The organism is Vibrio harveyi NBRC 15634 = ATCC 14126 = KCTC 12724 (assembly GCF_001591145.1).
GTDB classification, from domain to species: Bacteria; Pseudomonadota; Gammaproteobacteria; order Enterobacterales; family Vibrionaceae; genus Vibrio; species Vibrio harveyi.
Genome location: NZ_BCUF01000008.1, coordinates 122,473 through 142,845, shown reverse-complemented (window position 1 = coordinate 142,845; position 20,373 = coordinate 122,473). Strand labels below are relative to the sequence as shown.

At 44.3% G+C, this 20,373-nt stretch carries 23 protein-coding genes; 7 read left to right on the top strand and 16 right to left on the bottom strand.

What is annotated here, in order from left to right:
- Window positions 1-143: 143 nt before the first annotated feature.
- On the top strand, window positions 144-1,100 hold the full coding sequence (locus VHA02S_RS06695) for a hypothetical protein (RefSeq protein ID WP_038899559.1): 957 nt from the start codon (window positions 144-146) through the stop codon (window positions 1,098-1,100).
- A gap of 87 nt (window positions 1,101-1,187) precedes the next feature.
- Window positions 1,188-1,838 (top strand): hypothetical protein, encoded by a 651-nt coding sequence (locus VHA02S_RS06690; protein ID WP_005453457.1) that lies wholly within the window; start codon window positions 1,188-1,190, stop codon window positions 1,836-1,838.
- Window positions 1,839-1,948: 110 nt separating this feature from the next.
- Here the strand turns inward: VHA02S_RS06690 and VHA02S_RS06685 are convergent, their stop codons facing one another.
- The 4 genes from VHA02S_RS06685 to VHA02S_RS06675 form a co-directional block, all read right to left on the bottom strand.
- A complete protein-coding gene (locus tag VHA02S_RS06685) occupies window positions 1,949-2,380 on the bottom strand; it encodes a YccF domain-containing protein (RefSeq protein WP_005433505.1) in 432 nt (143 codons plus the stop codon).
- A 187-nt stretch (window positions 2,381-2,567) separates the two neighbouring features.
- Window positions 2,568-3,782, bottom strand: a complete 1,215-nt coding sequence (locus tag VHA02S_RS06680; RefSeq protein ID WP_038899558.1) for an MFS transporter — start codon at window positions 3,780-3,782, stop codon at window positions 2,568-2,570.
- Between the two features lie 12 nt (window positions 3,783-3,794).
- Window positions 3,795-3,944 (bottom strand): hypothetical protein, encoded by a 150-nt coding sequence (locus VHA02S_RS26110; protein ID WP_009696272.1) that lies wholly within the window; start codon window positions 3,942-3,944, stop codon window positions 3,795-3,797.
- A 156-nt stretch (window positions 3,945-4,100) separates the two neighbouring features.
- Complete coding sequence (locus VHA02S_RS06675; RefSeq protein ID WP_029790073.1) at window positions 4,101-4,619, bottom strand: cysteine hydrolase family protein; 519 nt, start codon at window positions 4,617-4,619, stop codon at window positions 4,101-4,103.
- Between the two features lie 120 nt (window positions 4,620-4,739).
- Between VHA02S_RS06675 and VHA02S_RS06670 the strand changes: the two genes are divergently transcribed.
- Window positions 4,740-5,663, top strand: coding sequence for a GlxA family transcriptional regulator (locus VHA02S_RS06670; RefSeq protein WP_038899556.1), 924 nt, complete (start codon window positions 4,740-4,742; stop codon window positions 5,661-5,663).
- Here VHA02S_RS06670 and VHA02S_RS06665 read toward each other — a convergent pair whose 3' ends face one another.
- The 9 genes from VHA02S_RS06665 to VHA02S_RS06625 form a co-directional block, all read right to left on the bottom strand.
- Window positions 5,664-6,596, bottom strand: coding sequence for a Gfo/Idh/MocA family protein (locus tag VHA02S_RS06665; protein WP_053051921.1), 933 nt, complete (start codon window positions 6,594-6,596; stop codon window positions 5,664-5,666). It lies immediately after the preceding gene.
- 122 nt (window positions 6,597-6,718) lie between these two features.
- Window positions 6,719-8,371 carry a phosphoethanolamine transferase gene (locus tag VHA02S_RS06660; protein WP_017188696.1) on the bottom strand — a complete coding sequence of 551 codons (1,653 nt, stop codon included), beginning with the start codon at window positions 8,369-8,371 and terminating at the stop codon, window positions 6,719-6,721.
- A gap of 21 nt (window positions 8,372-8,392) precedes the next feature.
- The gene (locus tag VHA02S_RS06655; RefSeq protein ID WP_038899272.1) at window positions 8,393-8,749 is read right to left on the bottom strand and encodes a diacylglycerol kinase; all 357 of its coding nucleotides are present in this window, start codon (window positions 8,747-8,749) and stop codon (window positions 8,393-8,395) included.
- Window positions 8,750-8,923: 174 nt separating this feature from the next.
- Complete coding sequence (locus VHA02S_RS06650; protein WP_009696267.1) at window positions 8,924-9,316, bottom strand: glycine zipper family protein; 393 nt, start codon at window positions 9,314-9,316, stop codon at window positions 8,924-8,926.
- A 133-nt stretch (window positions 9,317-9,449) separates the two neighbouring features.
- Window positions 9,450-10,736 carry an ATP-binding protein gene (locus tag VHA02S_RS06645; RefSeq protein ID WP_038899249.1) on the bottom strand — a complete coding sequence of 429 codons (1,287 nt, stop codon included), beginning with the start codon at window positions 10,734-10,736 and terminating at the stop codon, window positions 9,450-9,452.
- Complete coding sequence (locus VHA02S_RS06640; protein ID WP_009696265.1) at window positions 10,736-11,449, bottom strand: response regulator; 714 nt, start codon at window positions 11,447-11,449, stop codon at window positions 10,736-10,738. Before VHA02S_RS06640 ends, VHA02S_RS06645 begins: the two co-directional genes overlap by 1 nt.
- 168 nt (window positions 11,450-11,617) lie before the next feature.
- The gene (locus VHA02S_RS06635) at window positions 11,618-13,222 is read right to left on the bottom strand and encodes a BCCT family transporter (RefSeq protein WP_017188698.1); all 1,605 of its coding nucleotides are present in this window, start codon (window positions 13,220-13,222) and stop codon (window positions 11,618-11,620) included.
- A 188-nt stretch (window positions 13,223-13,410) separates the two neighbouring features.
- Window positions 13,411-14,535, bottom strand: coding sequence for a mandelate racemase/muconate lactonizing enzyme family protein (locus tag VHA02S_RS06630; RefSeq protein WP_009696264.1), 1,125 nt, complete (start codon window positions 14,533-14,535; stop codon window positions 13,411-13,413).
- A 10-nt stretch (window positions 14,536-14,545) separates the two neighbouring features.
- Entirely contained in the window at window positions 14,546-15,901 is a 1,356-nt protein-coding gene (locus VHA02S_RS06625) for an FAD-dependent oxidoreductase (RefSeq protein ID WP_038899250.1), read from the bottom strand.
- 148 nt (window positions 15,902-16,049) lie between these two features.
- Here VHA02S_RS06625 and VHA02S_RS06620 point away from each other — a divergent pair, with 148 nt between their 5' ends.
- Together VHA02S_RS06620 and VHA02S_RS06615 are read left to right on the top strand one after the other, a co-directional pair.
- On the top strand, window positions 16,050-16,703 hold the full coding sequence (locus VHA02S_RS06620) for a GntR family transcriptional regulator (RefSeq protein ID WP_005453503.1): 654 nt from the start codon (window positions 16,050-16,052) through the stop codon (window positions 16,701-16,703).
- Between the two features lie 170 nt (window positions 16,704-16,873).
- On the top strand, window positions 16,874-17,329 hold the full coding sequence (locus VHA02S_RS06615) for a prepilin-type N-terminal cleavage/methylation domain-containing protein (RefSeq protein WP_038899251.1): 456 nt from the start codon (window positions 16,874-16,876) through the stop codon (window positions 17,327-17,329).
- An 84-nt stretch (window positions 17,330-17,413) separates the two neighbouring features.
- On the opposite strand, the gene VHA02S_RS06610 is transcribed toward VHA02S_RS06615, so the two are convergent.
- Both VHA02S_RS06610 and VHA02S_RS06605 read right to left on the bottom strand, forming a co-directional pair.
- Window positions 17,414-18,133: an SDR family oxidoreductase gene (locus VHA02S_RS06610; protein WP_005453507.1), complete on the bottom strand. Its 720-nt coding sequence runs from the start codon at window positions 18,131-18,133 to the stop codon at window positions 17,414-17,416.
- A gap of 230 nt (window positions 18,134-18,363) precedes the next feature.
- Window positions 18,364-18,669 (bottom strand): isoamylase early set domain-containing protein, encoded by a 306-nt coding sequence (locus tag VHA02S_RS06605; protein WP_009696260.1) that lies wholly within the window; start codon window positions 18,667-18,669, stop codon window positions 18,364-18,366.
- 193 nt (window positions 18,670-18,862) lie between these two features.
- Between VHA02S_RS06605 and VHA02S_RS06600 the strand changes: the two genes are divergently transcribed.
- Together VHA02S_RS06600 and VHA02S_RS06595 are read left to right on the top strand one after the other, a co-directional pair.
- Entirely contained in the window at window positions 18,863-19,240 is a 378-nt protein-coding gene (locus tag VHA02S_RS06600; RefSeq protein WP_017188701.1) for a hypothetical protein, read from the top strand.
- A gap of 87 nt (window positions 19,241-19,327) precedes the next feature.
- Entirely contained in the window at window positions 19,328-19,927 is a 600-nt protein-coding gene (locus VHA02S_RS06595) for a thiol:disulfide interchange protein DsbA/DsbL (RefSeq protein ID WP_005453513.1), read from the top strand.
- Window positions 19,928-19,982: 55 nt separating this feature from the next.
- On the opposite strand, the gene VHA02S_RS06590 is transcribed toward VHA02S_RS06595, so the two are convergent.
- Window positions 19,983-20,228 carry a hypothetical protein gene (locus tag VHA02S_RS06590; RefSeq protein ID WP_005453516.1) on the bottom strand — a complete coding sequence of 82 codons (246 nt, stop codon included), beginning with the start codon at window positions 20,226-20,228 and terminating at the stop codon, window positions 19,983-19,985.
- Between the last annotated feature and the right edge of the window lie 145 nt (window positions 20,229-20,373).

Below are 20,373 nucleotides of genomic sequence, written 5' to 3'. Positions count from 1 at the left end.
TAATAACCCGCCGTTAATGGCGGGTTTCTTATAAGCGATTAGAGCAATAAAACACCGCTCAATATACTTCTCTTCATCGGGCAGGGAGTCCACTGAATCTGCAAGAGGCAGCCCTGAATTTCGACAAATTAAGAGAGTAAATCATGAAAGTTAAATTACTAAGTGCAGTTATCGCAGCGTCTTTTCTAGCCGGTTGTTCATCATCTGGTTCTTCGGACTCCCCAAGTGAGCCTGCAGGAGTTGCATCGGTACAAACCTTCGAAGGTGAGCACTTTGATGGCATGGCAATTCAAGGTGACAACGGCGAATACAACACAGTGGCTATTCGCGGCGTAGAAGGTAACACCGTATTCAACGTTGGCGGTGAGCTGTACTTCACTGACGGCGATGTGGTGAAAGACGCTTCAGGTAACGTAGTTGGTAACATTGAAGTTCGCAATAATGAATTGGTGTTTGTGAATGACAAAGGCTTTATTCACTTATCTGTTGACGATGGTCGTCTAGTAGTCGAAGAGGTAAAACCTAAGATCGAGCATCCTATTGAAGAAGATGTAGATCCTGGTTACGGAGGCGGTGTTGTTCCTACATATGGTGACATCATCGAGCTTGAAGGCGCTGCGGTTATCGTTGGTGATAATGGCAACCATGTGTTCATCAGTAAAGACGAAACAGGCACGATAAACATTGCCGTTGGTGATTCGGGTGCCTCTTACACCGTTAATGGTAGTGAGATTCGAAATGAAGACGGTGAGATTGTCGGACACACTTCAAAAGAGGGTGATAACTACATCGTACGCTTAGAAGATGGTACAGAAGTCGTATTCCGTAATGAAGATGGTCGTTTATTCGCAGGCGTTACGAATCGCCCGGATATTAGCCATCCAATTGAAGGTGTGCCAATGCATCCAATTGAACTGCCGTCGCCAGTTAACCCAATCGAGCCGGAAATTGGTCACCCGATCGAAGGTCCAGTAAATCTTCCTGCAAATGAGTTAACCAAAGAACAGCGTGCAGAGCTGAAACAAAAGGTTCAATCTCTGTCACAAGAGCAACGTCAGCAAATAAAAAGAGCGATTCGCGACCGCGTTGAGCGTTCGTAAGCTAATCGCATAAGGGTAAGTAGCAAGGAGCCGCTTGAATAAAGTGGCTCCTTTTTTTGTTTTAACTCTTCTTCACAGGTCTCTCCAATGAATAAATCTTTGACACTGCTTTGCGCGCTCTTTGCTGTCCCGTGTTTTTCCGCTGACTATAAAATGCCAGAGTTTGGATTGGACGTATCCAATACAGATGATGAATGGATTGTCACTGCCAGCGGCTACTTACAAGCAACGGAAGAGTGGAATATTTCAGCGGAAATCGACTCGACTGGTTACCTAGAACTTGGGACTGGATATGGTGTCATGCTGGGACAGTTTTATACCGAGGCTTTTGTGAGTTACGGACGTGCTGATTTGTTTGATGTGTATGACGCCGGCGTATTTACTGGAACAGCGTTGGGTGAAGATTGGATGGTTTATGCCAATAGCTCTCACGAATGGAGAAAAAGCGCTATTGGTAAGTCATTTCCGGCATTCGAAAATACAACAAGAGAATGGAAAAACACCATCGGGGCAAGTTATACACCAATTGAATTTGTCAGCCTCGGCTATGCTTATAACTACGATAAAAAGCTCACGGAGGGCGGTCATCGTACAAACCATGAAGTGCGAATTACATTAAAACCAAAGTGGGTTGAACCTTACGTGAAATACACATTTGGTGAACATAGAGTCTCTCCAGGTTCCACGAAGGTAAGTGAAGAAAATAGTGTGGAGCTAGGCGTTAACTTCAACTTTTAAGGAGTCGATATGAACATACAATCAACGATGATTGAATACGCAGTGGCGATTATGGGGTTGCTCTTGACGGGAATCACCCTCTAAGCCGGAAGCTTAGAGGGTTTAGTATATTAACGATTGATATTGTAGCGAGCCATTGCTGCTTCTTCTGTTGTCACGACTGTTTTACCGATCGGAGCTAGAGAGATAACCGCAAGTTTCAGGTGTTGAAGGGCAAACGGGATGCCGATGATGGTGACAAAGCACGCTACGGCAGAAAGTACGTGACCGATTGCCAACCAGATACCTGCAAACACAAACCAAATTACGTTACCAATGACACCAAGTGGGCTCGTGCCTATGTCCATTTCATTGGTTAATTCATCTCGTGAGACTGCTTCTTTACCGAATGGGAAGAACGAGAAGTTCCCCATTACAAAACAAGCGCGTCCCCATGGAATGCCGATGATGCTGATGAATGCTAGAAGTCCAAAGAACCACCATAGCAAACCCATGAATACGCCACCGAATACAAACCAGATGATGTTGCCGAGTGTTCTCATTTAAAACCCTTTTTGATTTATAGCGTTGTGTTAAGTATGTCACACGAATCTTAACAGAGGATGAATGGACACACTTTATCTTAAATAAGCAATCATTGATGAGAACACAGATTTAATACAGGTACTAGACCGCATGAGATGGAGTAAAGAAAAGGCTCTCAAGGAGAAATGTCGAGAGCCTTTCAGGTTAGGCAGTAGCTAAGTTCAAGCGAGGGACTGGCTTGTCATTGATTGGCAGGTGAATCAGTGCTGCAATAAATGCTAATACAACGGTTGACCACCAGATTGGGTCGTACGAACCGTAGTAATCGTAAATACGACCACCAACCCAAGCTCCTAAGAAGCTACCTACTTGGTGCGTAAAGAACACCAAGCCATACAAGGTGGAAAGGTAACGAGCTCCAAAGATTTGACGAACTAAGCCGGAAGTCAGTGGCACTGTGCCTAACCAGCAAAAGCCAATTGCACCACCAAAGATAGCAGCGGTGTGTTCGGTGACAGGTAGCGTCACAAAAGCACCGATTACGACTGTGCGCATCAAATAAAGTGCAGACATAACATGACGCTTGTTAAAGCGGTCTGCCATTACACCCCAGAAGTACGAGCCAAAGATGTTGAAAATACCGACGTACGCTAGCGCCATTGCCGCCGTTGATGCGGGTAAATCTTTATCGGCTAAGTAACTCGGCAGGTGAGTCGCGATGAACATTACGTGGAAACCACAAACAAAGAAGCCAGCATGGATTAGCCAATAGCCTTTATGTGAAAAGGCTTCTTTCAATGCTTCTTTTAGAGTTTGTGTGTCTTCTTGAGCATTAGTTGCATTGCTCGCTTGTGGTTTCGCCGTTCTCATGAACAGTGCAAACATGATCATAAAGCTACACAGTACAGCGAATGCTTGAAGCGCGCCTTGCCAGCCAAAATCACTCAACAGCGCTTGGGCACCTGGGATCATGGCGAACATACCGAATGAACCTGCGGCTGTTGTCAAACCAAATGCTTTCGCAGCATGTTGCGCAGGGACGACCTTTGCAACGGCACCTAGCACGATCACGTAACTGGTCGCGCTCAGACCAAAACCGACCAAAACACCAAGTGACAGGTACATCATGGTTGGTTCAACTGCGATAGAAGTCAGGTAGAGACCCAAAGCGTAAGAAATGGCACCTAAAATGATAATACGCTTCGCGCCCCAACGATCTGAAGCCATACCAACAAACGGTTGGAACACACCAAACAACAAGTTTTGCAATGCAATAGCAAAGCTAAAGAACTCACGACCAGTGTGAAAGTAGTCTGAAATTGGCATCATGAAAATGCCGAAAGATTGTCTGATCCCTAGACAAATAATCAAAATCCCTATTCCAAGCCAAACAAGAATTGGAAATCGGAAAATACTCATAATTTGCTCTTATTAATGATGATGGTGATGAGAATGATCATGATGCTCGCCGTCGCCTGTGGTTTGGTGACAGCCGCTGTTGATGGCTTGCTCTGCTAATATTTCCAGCAACCTAGGAGAGTGATGGACGATAACTAAAGATAGCCCCAACATGACGGACATTCTCAGCACCTGAGCGAAAATGGATTGAGAAAAAAGCATGCATTGTGCGCTCAAGTAGAAAAATGAGCGCGAAGTGTAGAGATAATTGTCTAGCGAGACAAATTACAAAAAGTGAATAGAGGTATGCGTTCTATGCATACCTCTATAATATTTCGTTTATAGTTTTTGTTCTGCAGTTATTAGGGGAACGCGGGTAGAGACTGCGTGTAAGGCAATGTTGTGGATCATTTCGTCAACCGTTGTGCAGCAGTCCATAAGAATTGAGACATCATACTTTTCTGCCACTTTAGAAATCGCAGTATGAGTGACACAGTTTTGCGTCATCATACCGCATACCAATAGTTCTGTTACCCCATGTTTTTGCAGCACTTCTTCAAGGTTTGTTTGCTCAAAGCTGTCTGCAAAGTGCTTGATAACTACATCTGCACTCGGCGCCAGCGCTAAGATCTCAGGGTGAATATCAGCACCTTCGGACCCCTCATTAAAGAAAGGTGCAATACCCATTGCCGGATCCGCAATGTGCTGAATATGAATGATAGGAATATTTTTCTCATTCGCTTTAGCAATTGCGCTCTTGATGTTGTTTAGTGTTGCTTCTGTATTCCATAGAGGAAATTTACCGTTTGGGAAGTAGTCGTTTTGTAGATCGATAACAAGAAGTGCTGCTTGGCTCATGGTGTTTTCCTTTTGTTTTCAGTGAATGTATTGCTTTGGTATGGGAGCTATTATGCGTGCTTTCTTTTATCTTGCTCAGTGTCTAAAATGACAAAAAATAGGTTAAAAACGACAATTGGAATGAACAAGATAAACATTGCTATTGTGAACTATCCGGGGGCTTCAAAAGCGTCAGTCTATGGTTTGCAGGAGCTGTTTGAGATGGCAAGCCGCGCTGCTATTGAGTTGGGTGCTGAATGTCGCTTTGATGCAGACATCATTGATTGGCAAGAAGACGTTATTCGAGATGGTGATTTCACGGTCGTCATATTGCCGCCAAGCGGCGCGGAGCAATATTATCTTTCGCCAAGTGAGGCGTTAACGTCTTGGCTGTTTGAGCAACATAAAGCAGGAGCGGTTGTTACGTCTGCATGTGCCGGGGCTTTTGTTCTCGCTCAAGCTGGTTTGTTGAACAACAAAGCGTGCACGACACACTGGGGGCTGGCAGGGTTATTCCGAGACAAGTTTCCTAACGTGAGGCTTAAGCCAGAATCCATCCTTATCAATGAGGGCAGTGTCATCACAGCTGGTGGCATGATGTCTTGGCTTGATCTAGGGCTAGAGTTGGTATCTCAGTTAAGCACGCCTTTGGTGATGCGGTTATTGGGAAAGATGCTGGTGGTTGATACTGGTGCCAGAGAGCAACGTTTTTATCAGCAATTCATGCCTAATTTTCAACACGGTGATAGTGCCGTTCTTAGTGCTCAGCACTACATGGCCGATCATTTCTCCCATGTGATTTCAAACCAAGCTCTATCGGAGATCAGTTGTTTAACTGAGCGCACGCTTCAGAGACGTTTCCAAAAAGCGACAGGTTTGAACTTGAATCAGTATCTACAACACCTCCGGGTACAAAAAGCATGTGACTTGCTGGAATCAAGCAACCTCGCTTTTGAGGCGATTGCTTATCACGTGGGGTATCAAGATGCGAGCGCGTTTCGAAAAGTATTCATTAAAACCATGGGACTGGCGCCCAAAGCATTCCGCGCTCGTTTTAGTGCTTAATTATCGACGCACTGATTGTTCAATGTGCTGACAAATCGCTTCGGCAAGTTGATGACTAGCAATGTTGCGCTGGACAATTTCAGTGGCGACTTTACCTGACTGAATGACGTTAAACCAATCAAGCAACATAGAGTGGAAACCTTTACTGGTCAGCATTGGCGTCCAATCTTTCAAGCTGAGCTTTTGCTCTTGATTGTCTTGCCACATTTTCCCTTCAACAAATGAATCAAATTCAATCGCTTTATTTGAATAGCAAGCTTGGACTCGCTCCGTTGTGATACCAAAATGGCGGTTCATTGATGCATGAAGCAGTGTCTCACCATGCTGCCATTGGATATCTAAACGAGCCAGTTGGTCGCCTTCCATTTGGTGCGTAATGTAAGCGTCTTGTAGATCTGCTTTGGTCGTAATGTTCACGCTATCGAGAGGGTGGATAAAATCATCGAAAATGAAGGTACGAATATCCCCCGGTAATTGATGACGATTCTTCTCCCAACGTATTGATTTCAGACCTGAAAGTTCGCCTTGTTGTACGCCCGGCATATGCTGATTGTAGAGCGGAATATGACGGCGATTGAAACCGACATACAAAGGCTGACTTACACGTTCTGCTAGTTCGTATAGCTTTTCCACCTCAGCAGCGCTGTCTGCCAAAGGTTTGTCAACAAATGTCGGGATGCCTTGTTCTAAAAAGAAAGATGCGATTTGAGGGTGAATGCTCGTCGCTGCATGAATCATTACTGCATCCACACCCATGCCAACCAACTGTTGGTAGTCCTGACAGGTTTCTGTGATGCGATATTGTTGAGCCAGTGTGTTAAGTGTATTTGCGTTACGGGTACAAAATACCAGTTCAACATTTGGAATTTGGGTGATAACAGGGAGGTAGGCTTTTTGAGCAATGTCGCCCAAGCCAATGATGCCAATTTTCATTTGGTTCTACTTTGTTCGTTGACGGGATAAACATTATAACGAGAACCTGTTGGATTTCTGAGAGCAAAAGGTCATAAAAAAGCCTGATTCATGTGAATCAGGCTTTATCGTGCTGTTTGATACTAAGATGTTCTGCAGGTTTTAAAGATATCCAAATCTCCATCATAAGCATCGGTTTCTACGTCCATGATACCGAGTAAAGAGTGGAATACATTATCGTGAGAGTGCGTCGCGGTTTGTTGCGCCTCTTGTTCCAAACAATCAGTATTGATGTGTTTAGCTTGCTTAAAGCCCGGAGACATCCAAAGTATCATAGGAACACGCTTTTGGAAATCAGGCGCCAATCCGTAAGGCATGCCGTGTAAGAACAAGCCATTTTCACCTAAAGACTCACCGTGATCAGAAACATAAATCATGGCCGTATTGTATTTGTCTTCTAGCGCTTTCAATTTCGCTATAGTTTGATCCAAAACGAAGTCCGTGTAGCGAATAGTATTGTCATAAGTATTGACGATTTGTTCAACGCTACAGTTTTCGATGTCTGCACGCGGGCAGTCTGGTTGGAAGAAGGCTTTGTCTTTTGGATAGCGTTGGAAATACGTTGGACCATGACTACCAATGAGATGCAGCGCAACAAGGCGGTTACCTTTCATGCTTGCGATTTGATCATCTAGGTTATTTAGCAATGCGATGTCATAGCAAGTGCTGCCGTTGCACTGTTCATTTTTCTGGCTGCGGTCCACATCCATCTTATTGATCTTATGCGCGACGCCTTTATCTCCGCCGTCATTGTCTTTCCACATCAAATCAATGCCAGCACGTTGCATTATATCCAAAGCATTGTCTTGGTTATCTGCTGTACTACGATCGAAGTCGCTACGAGGCAGTTGCGAAAACATACAAGGAACGGAAACCGCTGTTGCTGTACCGCAAGAGGAAACGTCTTGGAATGAAATGACGTCTAGCTTGCTGGTGTATGGGTTGGTTTCGCGATCGTAACCGTTGATTTGGTAGTTTTGAGTACGCGCAGTTTCTCCTAATACGAAGACAACCAGAGTAGGCTTCTCTTTGGCTTGTTCTAAAGCTAGCTGAGATTGCTTAGCATCAGTGCCAATCTCACGGTATGGTTGTGGTGTTGTCAGGTAGGTTTCTTTGACATAACTAGAGATCGCATACACGTACTGAGTAGGGATAATGATTTTCTTTAGGTAGCTATTATTACGACCAACGGATGCGTAGTCTTGGTAATACAAACCAGCAATCACGGCAATGATCACTAAAGAAGCAAGCATTGAGACGATTTTAGTTAATGTGAATCTTAGCCAGTTTCCTTTTAGCGGTTGAAACTTCACTTTAAAGACAAGTAATGCAGGAAGTACCCCCATCAAAACTGTCCAGATCAACGAGTAAGCGCTGAAGTAAGAACTTGCTTCACTGGTATCAGTTTCGACAATATTGGTGATCATGTCGGTATCGAAGAGTGTGCCGTAGTTGTAGCTCGCGTAGCTCACTATACCAGAGGTGATCAGCAATAAGATAAAGAATGGTTTACTGATCCAAGGCCAACTGAACAAGTTGAATAAGAAGTTCAGCGCTGCAAAAAAGAAGATGGGAATGGTAATAATGAAACCGATCTTAACTTGATCGAGATTAGTAAGGATGTGAACCAATTCCTTGTAAATGGGAATGTTCACCACAAGGGCGAAATACAAGGCGAGTAAAAGCGTAAAGGTAACGTAAGAGAGACCTTTAGTTGGTAGTTCAATTGTCTTCATAATTGACGTACTTCGATGTAACTAAATTAAAATCGACGCCCAAACAAATAGGGCGAGAACAAGCGCAACAAATACTGCTGCGGAACCAATGTCCTTGGCTCTACCACTGAGTTCATGCCAGTCATCGCTGACACGATCGACAACCGCTTCGATGGCGGAATTAATCAATTCAACTATTACAACCAGCAGTAAGCTGCTGATCATCATTGTTCGTTCAAGCATGGTGAAGGGAAGCAAGAATGCAGCGATAGAGAGTACTAACGTCAGTACTAACTCTTGTCTAAATGCTGCTTCGTTAATCCATGCTGCTTTCAATCCTTGAAGTGAATAGCCGGTTGCGTCCAATATCCGGCGAATGCCTGTTTTTCCTGGTTTCAAAATGGGGCCTATACTGCTGAGCCAAAAAAGAAGGGGCGCTTGAGGGATAAGCATCCCCTGATAAAAGAAAAGGCATCAAATTGCGAAAGTTGAGAGTAATAGGTCGAGCGTGAAACATTTGTGAAAAAGATGTCGCCTGACCATTATTTTATGCAATTGATGCTAATTTATACGTTATGAATCAAGGTCGTATACGGTATAGCCTTTATTTGCTAGGCATTTACGAAGCACGAGCGATTGGGTTTTGGTTGAGTCATTTGCACCGCCAAGTGCACCTGCGCCAGCACCGACTGCTGAACCAGCTACGGCACCTACGGCAGCACCACCGACGCCATCTTCTAGTGCGCCAGCTACGGCACCAACAAGAGCACCTGTCACAGCTCCATTTTTTGCTTCAGTTTTTGCCGCTTCGCCTTTGTCGACTTTTTCGGCATAACCTTGGCAATAAGCGAAGTCTTGCTCGTATTGAGCTTGGTCGACATTGGTCATATCAACGACAGGCTTTTGGTTGTAGGCACAAGCAGCAAGTGTGGAAGAAAGGGTGAGGAGAAAAAGGTGTTTATACATTTTTGTAATCCATTATTGCTGTGAATTGATGGATTAAATGTACACTGTTTTATTTTTGAGCTCTGTCTATCGTATGTATTGAAATGTCGTGTTTTGTAACAACAAGGTAGGAGTTACTGATAAGTTTATGATTTTATTTTTGAAAGCATACCGTGAAGCATGCGCCGCCCAAAGGACTGTGAGAGACAGACACGCAGCCATCTTGTAACTCGACAATCTGTTTTACGATGGCGAGCCCTAAGCCAAAACCACTGGTGCTTTTGTTTCGCGCTTTATCGGCGCTATAAAATGCATCGAACAAGTGAGGCCAGTCTTTCTCTTCAATTCCGCAGCCGTCATCGTGGATCTGAATACAGCAGTGGTCGGGAGTATCAACCAGCTCTAAAACGATCTGCTTTTTCGCATAACGCATTGCATTGCGAAGTAGGTTATCGAGTGCACGTTTGAGCAGCGTTGGATCGGCGTTGACAACCACGCCTTGTGATTCGGCATCATCAATCACAATGGATAAAGGCGTATCGCGCTGCCATTTAGGAAGAAGCGATTGAAGAAAGCGAGATAACACCACGGTAGATGTTTGTATCTCGGAATTTGGTCGCTCCATTTTTGCGTAGTAGAGCAGTTCTTCAACCATTTTTTCCATATCGTCAATGTCTTCTACAATGCTATCGACGTATTTTTGCTGATGCTCATTTAACGAAGCGTCCGCCAGAAGATCGGCTTGCCACTGGAGTCGGAAGATTGGTGTTCTTAACTCATGAGCGACAGCATTGGTTAGCATTTTGTTACTCGTAATAAGACGAGAGACCTTCTCTGCCATATGGTTAAAGCTTTTGTTTAATGTTCCCACCGACTTCGCGCTGGAAGTATCGGCGCGAGCATTAAAATCACCGGATGCAAAATCGATCGTGACCTTCTCTAATGCCCTTACGCGGCGGCTTAAAAACCAAATTAGCAGAACACAATACAGTGCAAATCCAGCGAGGAAGAACAGCCAAACGATATTGTCGTCAAAATTAATGGCTTGAATGATTGGGCTGTTGGGGTTTTGGCTTAATTTGAATACTGGCGAGCCTGGTTCAAATCGAAACCATAAATCTCGATCCTCATCAAACGCGGTATTGACGGAAGGATCTTCATCGAAAGCCTGTTGAACCTCAAGAGGGACACTAGTCATCTCTTGAGCGATCAACAACATATGGCTAGAGGTTGCGAATTTCTCCAATTGTTGAATGGTGTAGTCTTCACCTTTTTCACGATAAATCGGATAAATAAGCTCATGGAAAGCTTGCGCCTCATGCTCTTCCAGTAGGTAGTCGTAGTCAGTGTTCAGTTGATAAACAATGATTTCATAGCCAACTAAACTGGCGACAAAAAGAATAATCAGACCTAAGAAGCTTTCCAGATAAATACGTTTCATTACGCATTCCAAGCATCAGGCATAAACAAGTAGCCTTTACCACGCACAGTGATGATCTTTTGTGGTGGAGTGGTGCTGTCGCCCAGCTTTTTGCGTAAGGTAACGATGCGGTTATCGATAGTACGGTCAGTGCCGTCATATTCGATACCACGTAAGGTTTTTGTTAGCCACTCGCGAGAAAGAGTTTGTTCAGGGTGGTTTGCGAGGACCCAAAGTAAGTCAAATTCACCATCGGTTAGGGCAATGGGCTCATGATTTAGAGCGCAAGCCTTACGTAGGCGGTTAAGGCATAATAACCCCACTTCTAGACAAGTATCGGAATCAGACGTCGTTACCTCCTTACGACGCAAAAGCATGCGAATTCGAGCAAGCAAAACTCGTGGTTTGATTGGCTTGTTTACGAAGTCATCTGCGCCGATTTCAAGGGCAGCGACGTGGTCAAAATCATCGTCGCTAGCAGTTAGCATCAAGACTTTGCCTTTAAAGCACTCGCGAATCTGGCGGCAGACGCTCAATCCATCTTGGCCAGGCAACATTAAATCAAGCAGTACGAGGTCGGGCTGAGCCTCTATAATCGCATCTGGAGCATCTGTTCCATTATCGATACAACGGACGTCGAAGCCTTGTTCAACAAAGTATTCGCTTAACATGGCTTGCAGTTTAGGATCGTCTTCAACGATGAAAATTGATTGCTTAGTGTCTTGTACATTCATGGCAGTGATGCGCTTTGTAGGAATTCTTCCTGAAACTTAAACAAATTTGTCAGTGATTTCAATAAACATCAATAGTCTTGTGGAATTTATAGACGGCAGTGATTGAACTTAACAACCAATAAAAAAGCTCCGACGTTTATCGGAGCTTTTGAGAGTTAGAAGTCGATGCTAGCTAGCTTGAGGAACGGGTGTCGAGTTTGTTACTTCAACTTGTTGCTCTTGTGCTTGTTTTGCAAGAAGTTCGTCTTGTTGGCGTTGATGCTCCATAATTTGCCCGTAGTTTTGCTTAAGGTATTGGAGTGTTTTAACCGCCGCGATGAAGAACACTGGCACGATCAATACGATGATCAGTACAGGGAACGCTTTAAGGATATTCAAGTCAGCATTAATCAGTAAGAAGATGATTGGTAGTGCTGTTAGCAATAAGCACCAGAACAGACGAAACATTGGGTTTACGTTTGCTTCTTCATCTAGCTGTTTAGTTGCGATGCCTGCTAGTGAATACGAGGTGCCATCTAGTGTTGTTACTGTAAACAGAATCATCGTGACTAGGTAGATAGCAGTTAGCAACATTGGAATAGATGTTGAGTCAAATACTTGCTTCACCAACTCAGTTGGCTGACCTTCACCAATCAGTTTGACACCATCAACGACGCCGTTGTTTACAAGATCCATTGAGAAGGTGCCACATACACCGAAGATAACCGCAGAGCCCATTGTGCCGCCAATCACGAGGATGAGAACCACGTCTTTTAGCTTCTGACCTTGGATGATCTTAGTGATGAAGACACCTACACCCGGTGAGTAAGAAATCCAGTTCGCTAGGAAGAATACCGTCCAGTATTGAGGGAACAACGTTGTGCCATATGGATCTGTGTTGGTGCTCATGCGGATGTATTCAGTCAACATGATACCAATGCCATTGGTTAAGTTGTTCATGATCAGAGCTGATGGTCCGATGATGAAGATGATGCCAACAAACGCTGCACAGATATAAATGGTTGCACTAGATAGGCGGGCCATGCCTTTCTCAATGCCGATGTAAGAGCTGAGAGAGAAGATCACTGACAACCCAAGGATAACGCCAATACCCAACATTAAATTGTCTGGAATGCCCGTTAAGCTCGCTAGGTTAGAGGAAATCATCGGGATGCCCAAACCTAATGTTAATGCGGTTGCGGCAAGCGTTGTGATGATAAACAGTAGGTCAATAAACTTTTGCGCCCAAACCGGTAATCGGTCATCAAACAGTGAGTTAATGACACCACTTAAGCTCATTCGACGGCTTTTCTTTAGGTAGAATACGACGGCGAATGGGATGGCTACAATGAGGTAGATAAACCAGCCTGCTGCGCCCCAGTGGAACATGTTGTAAGCCGTAGCGTATTCCATTGCCATGGCTTTATCTGTAATACCGAACTGAGGGTCCATGAAGTAGTATACCGCTTCAATAAAGCCCCAGTACATGGTGCTTGCGCCCATGCCCGCAGACAATGCCATTGCGAACAGTTGGAATTTCGTAAACTTAGGTTTGGTGTCACCCATACGAATATCGCCATATTTAGAAAAGGCGAGGAACAATAGGGCACCTGTTGCAAAAAGTGTGTACCAAAGGAAACCAGAACCGAAGTTAATGACGGTAAAATCTAGCATGCCGCTCATGGTGCTTTTTACGGCTTCTGGGTATACCACTGCAAGAATACCTAGAAGCAGTACAAATCCAAAACTGCCAAAAGTAAGTTTCCAGTCGATTTCTGAAGTATTCAATTTCATTGTGACTTTCCAATATTGTCTATTAATGAGAATACTCGGACGGCCTTGTTTATTGTCACTGACACTCAGGGTGTCTGCCTTTCTCCCGTTCCCATACGAGTAATTAGAAAGGCAGACAGTGTAGGGTTAGAGGGATGTCAGTCTTTTGCTGTCTCTGTATTAATTGTTTATGTCGTGAAGCATGCGGTTTATTCGAAAACGTACGACGCCACAGACATTTCTTTCACTTTGTCCCAATCCATTTCAACACCTAAGCCGTTGCCTTCAGGAGCACGGACATAGCCTTCTTTGTCGGTGCGGATAACGGTTTTCGACGCTAGCTCAAAGTCTTCGTAAGGGTAGAATTGTTCAAAGAATTTACAGTTGTTATGCGCAAGAGCGACGTGCAGGTTTGCGGCTTGTGTTAGCGTGTAACCCATTGATTGGATCTCTAGGTTCTTAGAGAAGCCCTCTGCAATGTGGAAGCATTTGTTTAGAGGTGTAATACCACCGCAAACCGTCGCGTCTTGGCGAATGTCAGACCACATCTCTTGTGATAATGCATAGGTCACTTCTTGCAGTGTTAACAAGCAGTTACCATGACTAGAAATCTCAAGGTCAGTGTTTTTAACTAGGCGTTTATAAGTGTTGTAGTCGTAATCAGAAACCGGTGCTTCTAACCATTCCCAGTGGTAGCGCTCTAGGCGTTTGGCCATTGCCATTGCTTGTTCTGGCGTGTAGAAGGTTGCCGTATCAAGCATAAATCGAATGCCTGTTTTGCCGTAACGAGCCTGAACTGCGTCAACAAGGGCAACGTCCTTTTCGTACACGCAGTAGCAGTGAAGCTTGATTGCTTTAAAGCCGTGTGCAATACAGTCGTCTAGGTACGGGAAGTACTCTTCTACGGTGTCGAACATTGGCGTCGATGCGTAAGACAACATTTTGTTTCGAGCGCCACCTAAAAGCATGTAAAGAGGCATGCCCGCTTTTTTGCCTTTGATGTCCCATGCTGCAATATCAATTGGCGCTTTAGCCGGCAGACCACCCCAAGTACAACGCGCCATTAACCAGTTGTAGAGCTCTTGAGTTGCCAATGGATTTTTACCCAGTAAACCTGGAACTATGGTGCGTTGAGATTCGATAATGCAGCGGTCAAAATCGTTCTCTGTGTAGCTGATTGTGGCGCCTAACCCCTCTGTACCATCGTTACAAATTAGACGGACGATGTTATTGGTGTATAACAAAGGTTCTTGGTTATCTGCCCATGGTACAGGTGCTGCATCGCGGTCTGCTACAGCGTAAAGTTCTACACGTTCAATTTTTAGATCGGTCATTTTTCAGTCCTTACAGGCGTGAGCCATTTTTAATCATGGTGGCGCGAATCTCCGCGACATTTAAGTCACGAATCGCCGTATTTGTATCAATCGCTTGTGCAGCAGCAACGCCAGCTGCATGACCAAGCTCAAAGCATTGCGCGGTGACGCGAGCAGAAGCAAGCGCTTCGTGTTCAGCGCTCAAGCATCGACCAGCAACAATGATGTTTTCACCAACCACTGGCACTAGCGTATGGAATGGGATGTCGTAGTAATCGTTAATTAGCCAGTGCAGTTTTGGTTTATCGCCGGAGTGCAATTCAATAGGCCAAGGGGTACGGCAAATACCGTCTTCACGCTTGCGACAGTTAACAACGTCTTCATTAGTTAGCGTTTCGATACCAACAATAGAGCGCGTTTGACGAATGCCGACTTCTACACCGGTGTCGACAACGAATGCCTGTTCACAACCTGGAACAAAGTTATTCAAGAAACGGGCGTACTCACGAACTTGGCGACGACCGAACACTTCGGCTTCTGTGAAATCTTCAGGATCAATGACGTTCAGCATGCGTCCATCTTGACCTGCAAGGCGTGTCGCATTAACCATCAGCTCATTCGCGCGTGTGGTCGGAAAAATCCAAATCTTATGACGTGGCAACTGGTATTCGCCGCTTTCGTTGGCTGCAAGAATATTTTCGGTGACTTTTGGAGGGCAGATCGTGTCGTTACCGTAGTAGTCGAGATAAGTGTCCATATCGACACCGCCAAAACGGAAGAACATGGTTGGGTTTTGGATACGACCATTGTCGCCAAAGTAATAATCCATGCCCGCACGAGCTACCACAGCAGCATCACCAGAAGCGTCGATGATCTGTTTACTTAAGATGATACTTTGACCTGCGTTTGATTCGATGATCACGCCTTTAAATGTGTCACCTTCCATGATCACGCCAGTGACTGACGTATGGAATAGAGTTTTGACATTTGCTTGCTCTAGGAAATCATCAGCAACTTCACGCCACATCAAAGGATCGTGCGTCACTGTGTACGTTTTACCGTAACGCTGTGGAGCAGTGACACCACCTTTGTTTTCTAATGCTTGACGAAAACGTTCTGTAAAACCGAATACTACTTGTTCTGGCTGTGCATTTTCATCGTTCGATGCCATGTACATACCACAAATAGTGCCAGATAAGCCCGCGACGGCAGCACCACCGCAAAAACCGTATTTCTCAATTAACCAAGTGTTCTTACCTAGACGACCAGCCGTTTCAGCTGCGGCAACACCAGCAGGACCTCCGCCAATGACTAACACTTCTACTTCAGCCAAGACAGGTAGGTCAGGAGTGTGTTCATAACGACGGATAATGTTCCAAGATTTCATTCTTACCTCACTAATAGATGACTGATGTTCATCTGATATATCAGTTGTATGTTTTTAATATATTCGTATTTCTTTTTTTGGTACAATGGCAAAACTTCTTATCGTGAGATTGCTCACTAAAAGATTGATCAATGGAATAGGAACGAGAATGACCGTAAATTCAGTCAATAAGACAGAGGTTGCATACAGCAAACTTGAAAAAATGATCATCTTCCGCGAATTAGAACCAGGGAGTATGGTCAGTGAAAAGCAGTTGGCAGAAGAGTTAGAGCTTGGGCGAACGCCAGTTCGAGAAGCTTTACAAAGATTGGCTTATGAATGTATGGTTGAGATCCACCCGCGACGTGGAATTCAAATCCCAGCAATCTCTGTCGAGAGCCAACTAAAGATCCTAGAAGTCCGTCGCGACATTGAAGCCTTATGTGTCAACTACGCTGCCTCGCGAGCAAGTGTTGAAGAGAAGCAGCAGATGTTAATGTTGGCTGAACAGTTAGAAGCTTGTGCAGAAAACAAAGATGACCTGCTTTACGCGTCTTTACTTAAAGAAATCCATACCTTGCTCGTCAAAGCTGCATGTAATGAATATCTACAGTTAGCGATGGCACCACTACAAGGTTTATCCCGTCGCTTTTGGTTTGCATTTAAAAACCAAGACTCAGATTTGGTTGAAGCATCTTCTCTTCATGCTGCCGTTTTACGCGCTGTCAGCCATACTGATGCCGAGGAAGCGGTCACGGCATCACATCGCCTAAATGACTACCTAACTGATGTGGCTTATCGAACGATTAAGCCGAGGAAGTAAAGAAGGTTTCTTCTTCAGCGTTAGCCGATTGAGCCGAGCAAGCAACAGCTCGGCTTTTTTGTCTACGAAGTGCACGACCTCTTACAAACGCTTACGTGGCGGCTGTGTGGTTATGAAATAATTTTCTTCATTACTTTGGTGGCTTGCTTGGATTTGTAGAGAGATAGATTATGAGGAGAAGCAAAGGGTTTACTTTGTTAGAGCTGGTTATTGTTGTCGTTGTATTGGCCCTCGTGTCTGTCACTTCTGCACCTCGAATTTTAGGTTTTTTTAGTGATGGACGCGTGGCAAAATTAAAAGAAATCGAAGCGGTGATGAAAACAGGCTCGGATATTGTGTTCTCTAAGGCCCTGACTCAAGGCCTTGAAAACCAGTGTTATACCTATATCGATGACATTTATACCTGTAATGGGTATCCCACTGCACACCGAGATAATGTTTTGCGAAGCTTTAATATCGATGCTGAGCAAGTTTACGTTACAAACAAAGGCAGTGATGCGGCGGGAAGGGAAGCGTTTATTGGCTTTAGGAAAGATAACGTGTGGCACAAGAAATGCTACGTTTATTACAAAGATGCTGTCTCCGGCGGTAGCGTTACGGTCGCCTCATTTACCGAAGATTGTTGATTACATGAAGAGCGTTGATTACATAAAGAGAAAAAGCGGCTTTGAAGCCGCTTTTTGAATTTCGTCGTCTTAAAATCGTATAGATTAAGGCTGTTGCTTAGTTGGTGCTAATGCAATTTCACGGATGCAAACGTTTTGTGGCTGCTGGTAAGCAAATACAACTGCACGTGCGATGTCATCAGCAGCAAGAACGCCGCCCATGTCCTCTTTCCATGCGCCGTAACCATCTTTGATTTCTTGCGATGTTGTGTGAGAAAGCAGTTCGGTTTCTACCGCACCTGGGGCAATTGTTGTTACACGAACATTCGATGCTGCGACTTCTTCACGAACGTTTTCAGAAATCGCGTGAACCGCAAATTTAGTACCACAGTAAGCTGCGTGATCAGGGAACGTTTTTTTGCCTGCGATTGAGCTGATGTTGATGATAGTACCGCTGTTACGTGATTTCATTGGTGCAAGCACAGACTGCATGCCGTTTAGCAGACCAAGTACGTTCACGTCGAACATGCGTTTCCATTCTGATGCATCTTGTGTGTCAATTTGACCAAGTAGCATCACACCTGCGTTGTTTACTAGTGCATCAGCTGGACCAAATTTCTCTTCCGCTTTCGCAATCGCAGCTTCAAATGAAGACTTGTCTGTTACGTCTACTTTCTCACATAGCGTGTTTGGCAGGTTTAGGGCTTCCAAACGTTCTACACGACGAGCAAGAAGAAGAAGTGGGTGACCTTCATCGCTTAGACGACGGGCAATTGCTTCACCGATACCAGAACTTGCACCTGTAATTACAATCAGTTTTTTCATCTTTTGTTTCCTTCATCTCTTTGTTTGAGAGTTGCTTTTGTATGAGAGCAGCTTTTAGTTAAGAACATCTATCTCGCTGCGATGTGGGTATATTAAGGAAATAGCTTTTGTTGATATATATCACTTTGGGTAAAACACTGTTGTTGTATGGCAACAATTAATGGTAACTCGATGAAAAATTGGCGATAAAAAAGGCGCACTGAGTACGCCTATCTTTTCTGTCTGTGTGATTAAGCTGGTTGCTCTTGAGTGCACACGACACTGTTATCACTGCCAAAACCATTTGGTACGTAGGCATCCGCTTGTGGGTCGTTTTCCCACTCAGCTTCGTTAAATAGGTAACGGAACTGAATATTCTGTTCTTTCGGCAAGCGTGTTTTAAATTTAAACTGTCCACTTTTCTTCACGAGCTTCATTGGTTCTGGTTGCCAGTTGTTAAAGTCGCCTGCAATTTGAATCGACTCCCACTGGTTTTTGTCTAGCTCGAACGTGACTTCGACTTCGTCTTTTGTTTTAAAGAATCTCTTTTTAAGCATTAATCTTTCCTTGTTTGTACAAAAACTGATCTAACTATTACTCAGGTTTCATAAGGATTTCAAGTGTTATCGGCATTGCAGTCGGTATCGAGTGTCAGAATCCTCTGGTTTGTGAACGTGCTACTAAGTGATTGGCTTGTATGAAAAGAAGGATTCTGTATGATGAAGATTCACCATATTTTGAAGAAGTTGTATGCCGAGTTTTAACCGTACATTCCTGACGACAATGCTTTGTCTATTAGCCATGTTGCTAACGGGTGTCGTGTCGAGTGTGCGTGCAGCAACGGCACCAATTGATGTGAGTTCAAACAAAGACCCTGTCGCTGAACTTCATCAAAAAATGGGTGTAGATAATAAGGATTGCATCGAGTCGCACCATAGTGATCACTTGATGGAAAAAGGGCAGCAAGCACATACCAGTTGCAGCTCTTCCTGTATCGTGAAAATTCCAACTAACCTTTTGCAAGATGATGTCATCTTGCTCCCGCATAGCCTCGCACTGATCGATAAATCACCCACACCGAAAGCAGTGACTGTGGTTTATAAACCTTACCGTCCTCCTATTGTTTGATCCTTTTATTCATCACAAACCAGCCCTGCTGGGCTTTTTAAAAACTCACTAATGAATACGGCACACGTGTGCCTGAAGGAATCAAACATGAAAAAGCTATTTGCTCTTTGTAGCACTCTATTACTGGCATTCACTGCTCACGCTGCGCAATTTGAAGCGGGTAAACATTACAAAGTGTTGGACGTAGAGAAGTCGAAGAAACCGACAGTAACCGAATTTTTCTCTTTCTATTGCCCACACTGTTACAAATTTGAATCAGTCATCGATAACCTAAAACCATCGCTACCAAAAGACGCGAGTTTTGAGAAAGTACATGTCGCATTTATGGGCGGCAATATGGCGGTGCCGATGGCGAAGTCATACGCGACAATGGTGTCTTTGGGCGTAGAGAAGACGATGGTACCGGCGATGTTTGCTCAAATTCACCAGAAACGTCAAGCACCTCAAAATGAAGCTGAATTGAAGCAAATCTTTGTGGACAATGGGGTAGATGGTAAGAAATTTGATGCGGCATACAACAGCTTTGCCGTAAACTCGATGCAAAAGGGTTTCGATAAGCAGTTTAAGCAAAGTACGTTGACTGGTGTTCCGGGGGTGGTTGTTAACAACAAGTACATCGTATTACCGAACGAAATCCGAAGCTACGATGAGTACAACAAGTTGGTAAACTACTTACTAACGCTTTAATTATAAAATGAAAAATGGCGACCAATGAGGTCGCCATTTTTTTGTTTTGTTCGCTTTAGCGTAGGACGGCTGTGCAAGCTGCTGTTGGCATATCGGTCATAAAGATCGCGTTTGGGTAAAACAAGCTCGCCATGGTGACGGCAACGTTACAAGGTTGGGCTATAGTGGTTTTCACCACGGTATTTAAAACCACGCCAGTGTTATTCACCGTATTGACCGCAGCTTGATGAGCTTGGTAAGACACGCAACCTGCTGTTGCGTTGATAACTGCAGTACTAAAAAGAAGTTTACGAAAAAACATATTCATATCCTTTGTGAATGCTTTTGAGTACTTATATGCTTGCCTGTTCATAATTGGAACAAAACAGTGTTCAAAATTGCTATAGGTTCACGAAATGAACATTGTTTTATATAACAACAGTAATTTTGTGATCTGGTAGGTGGAC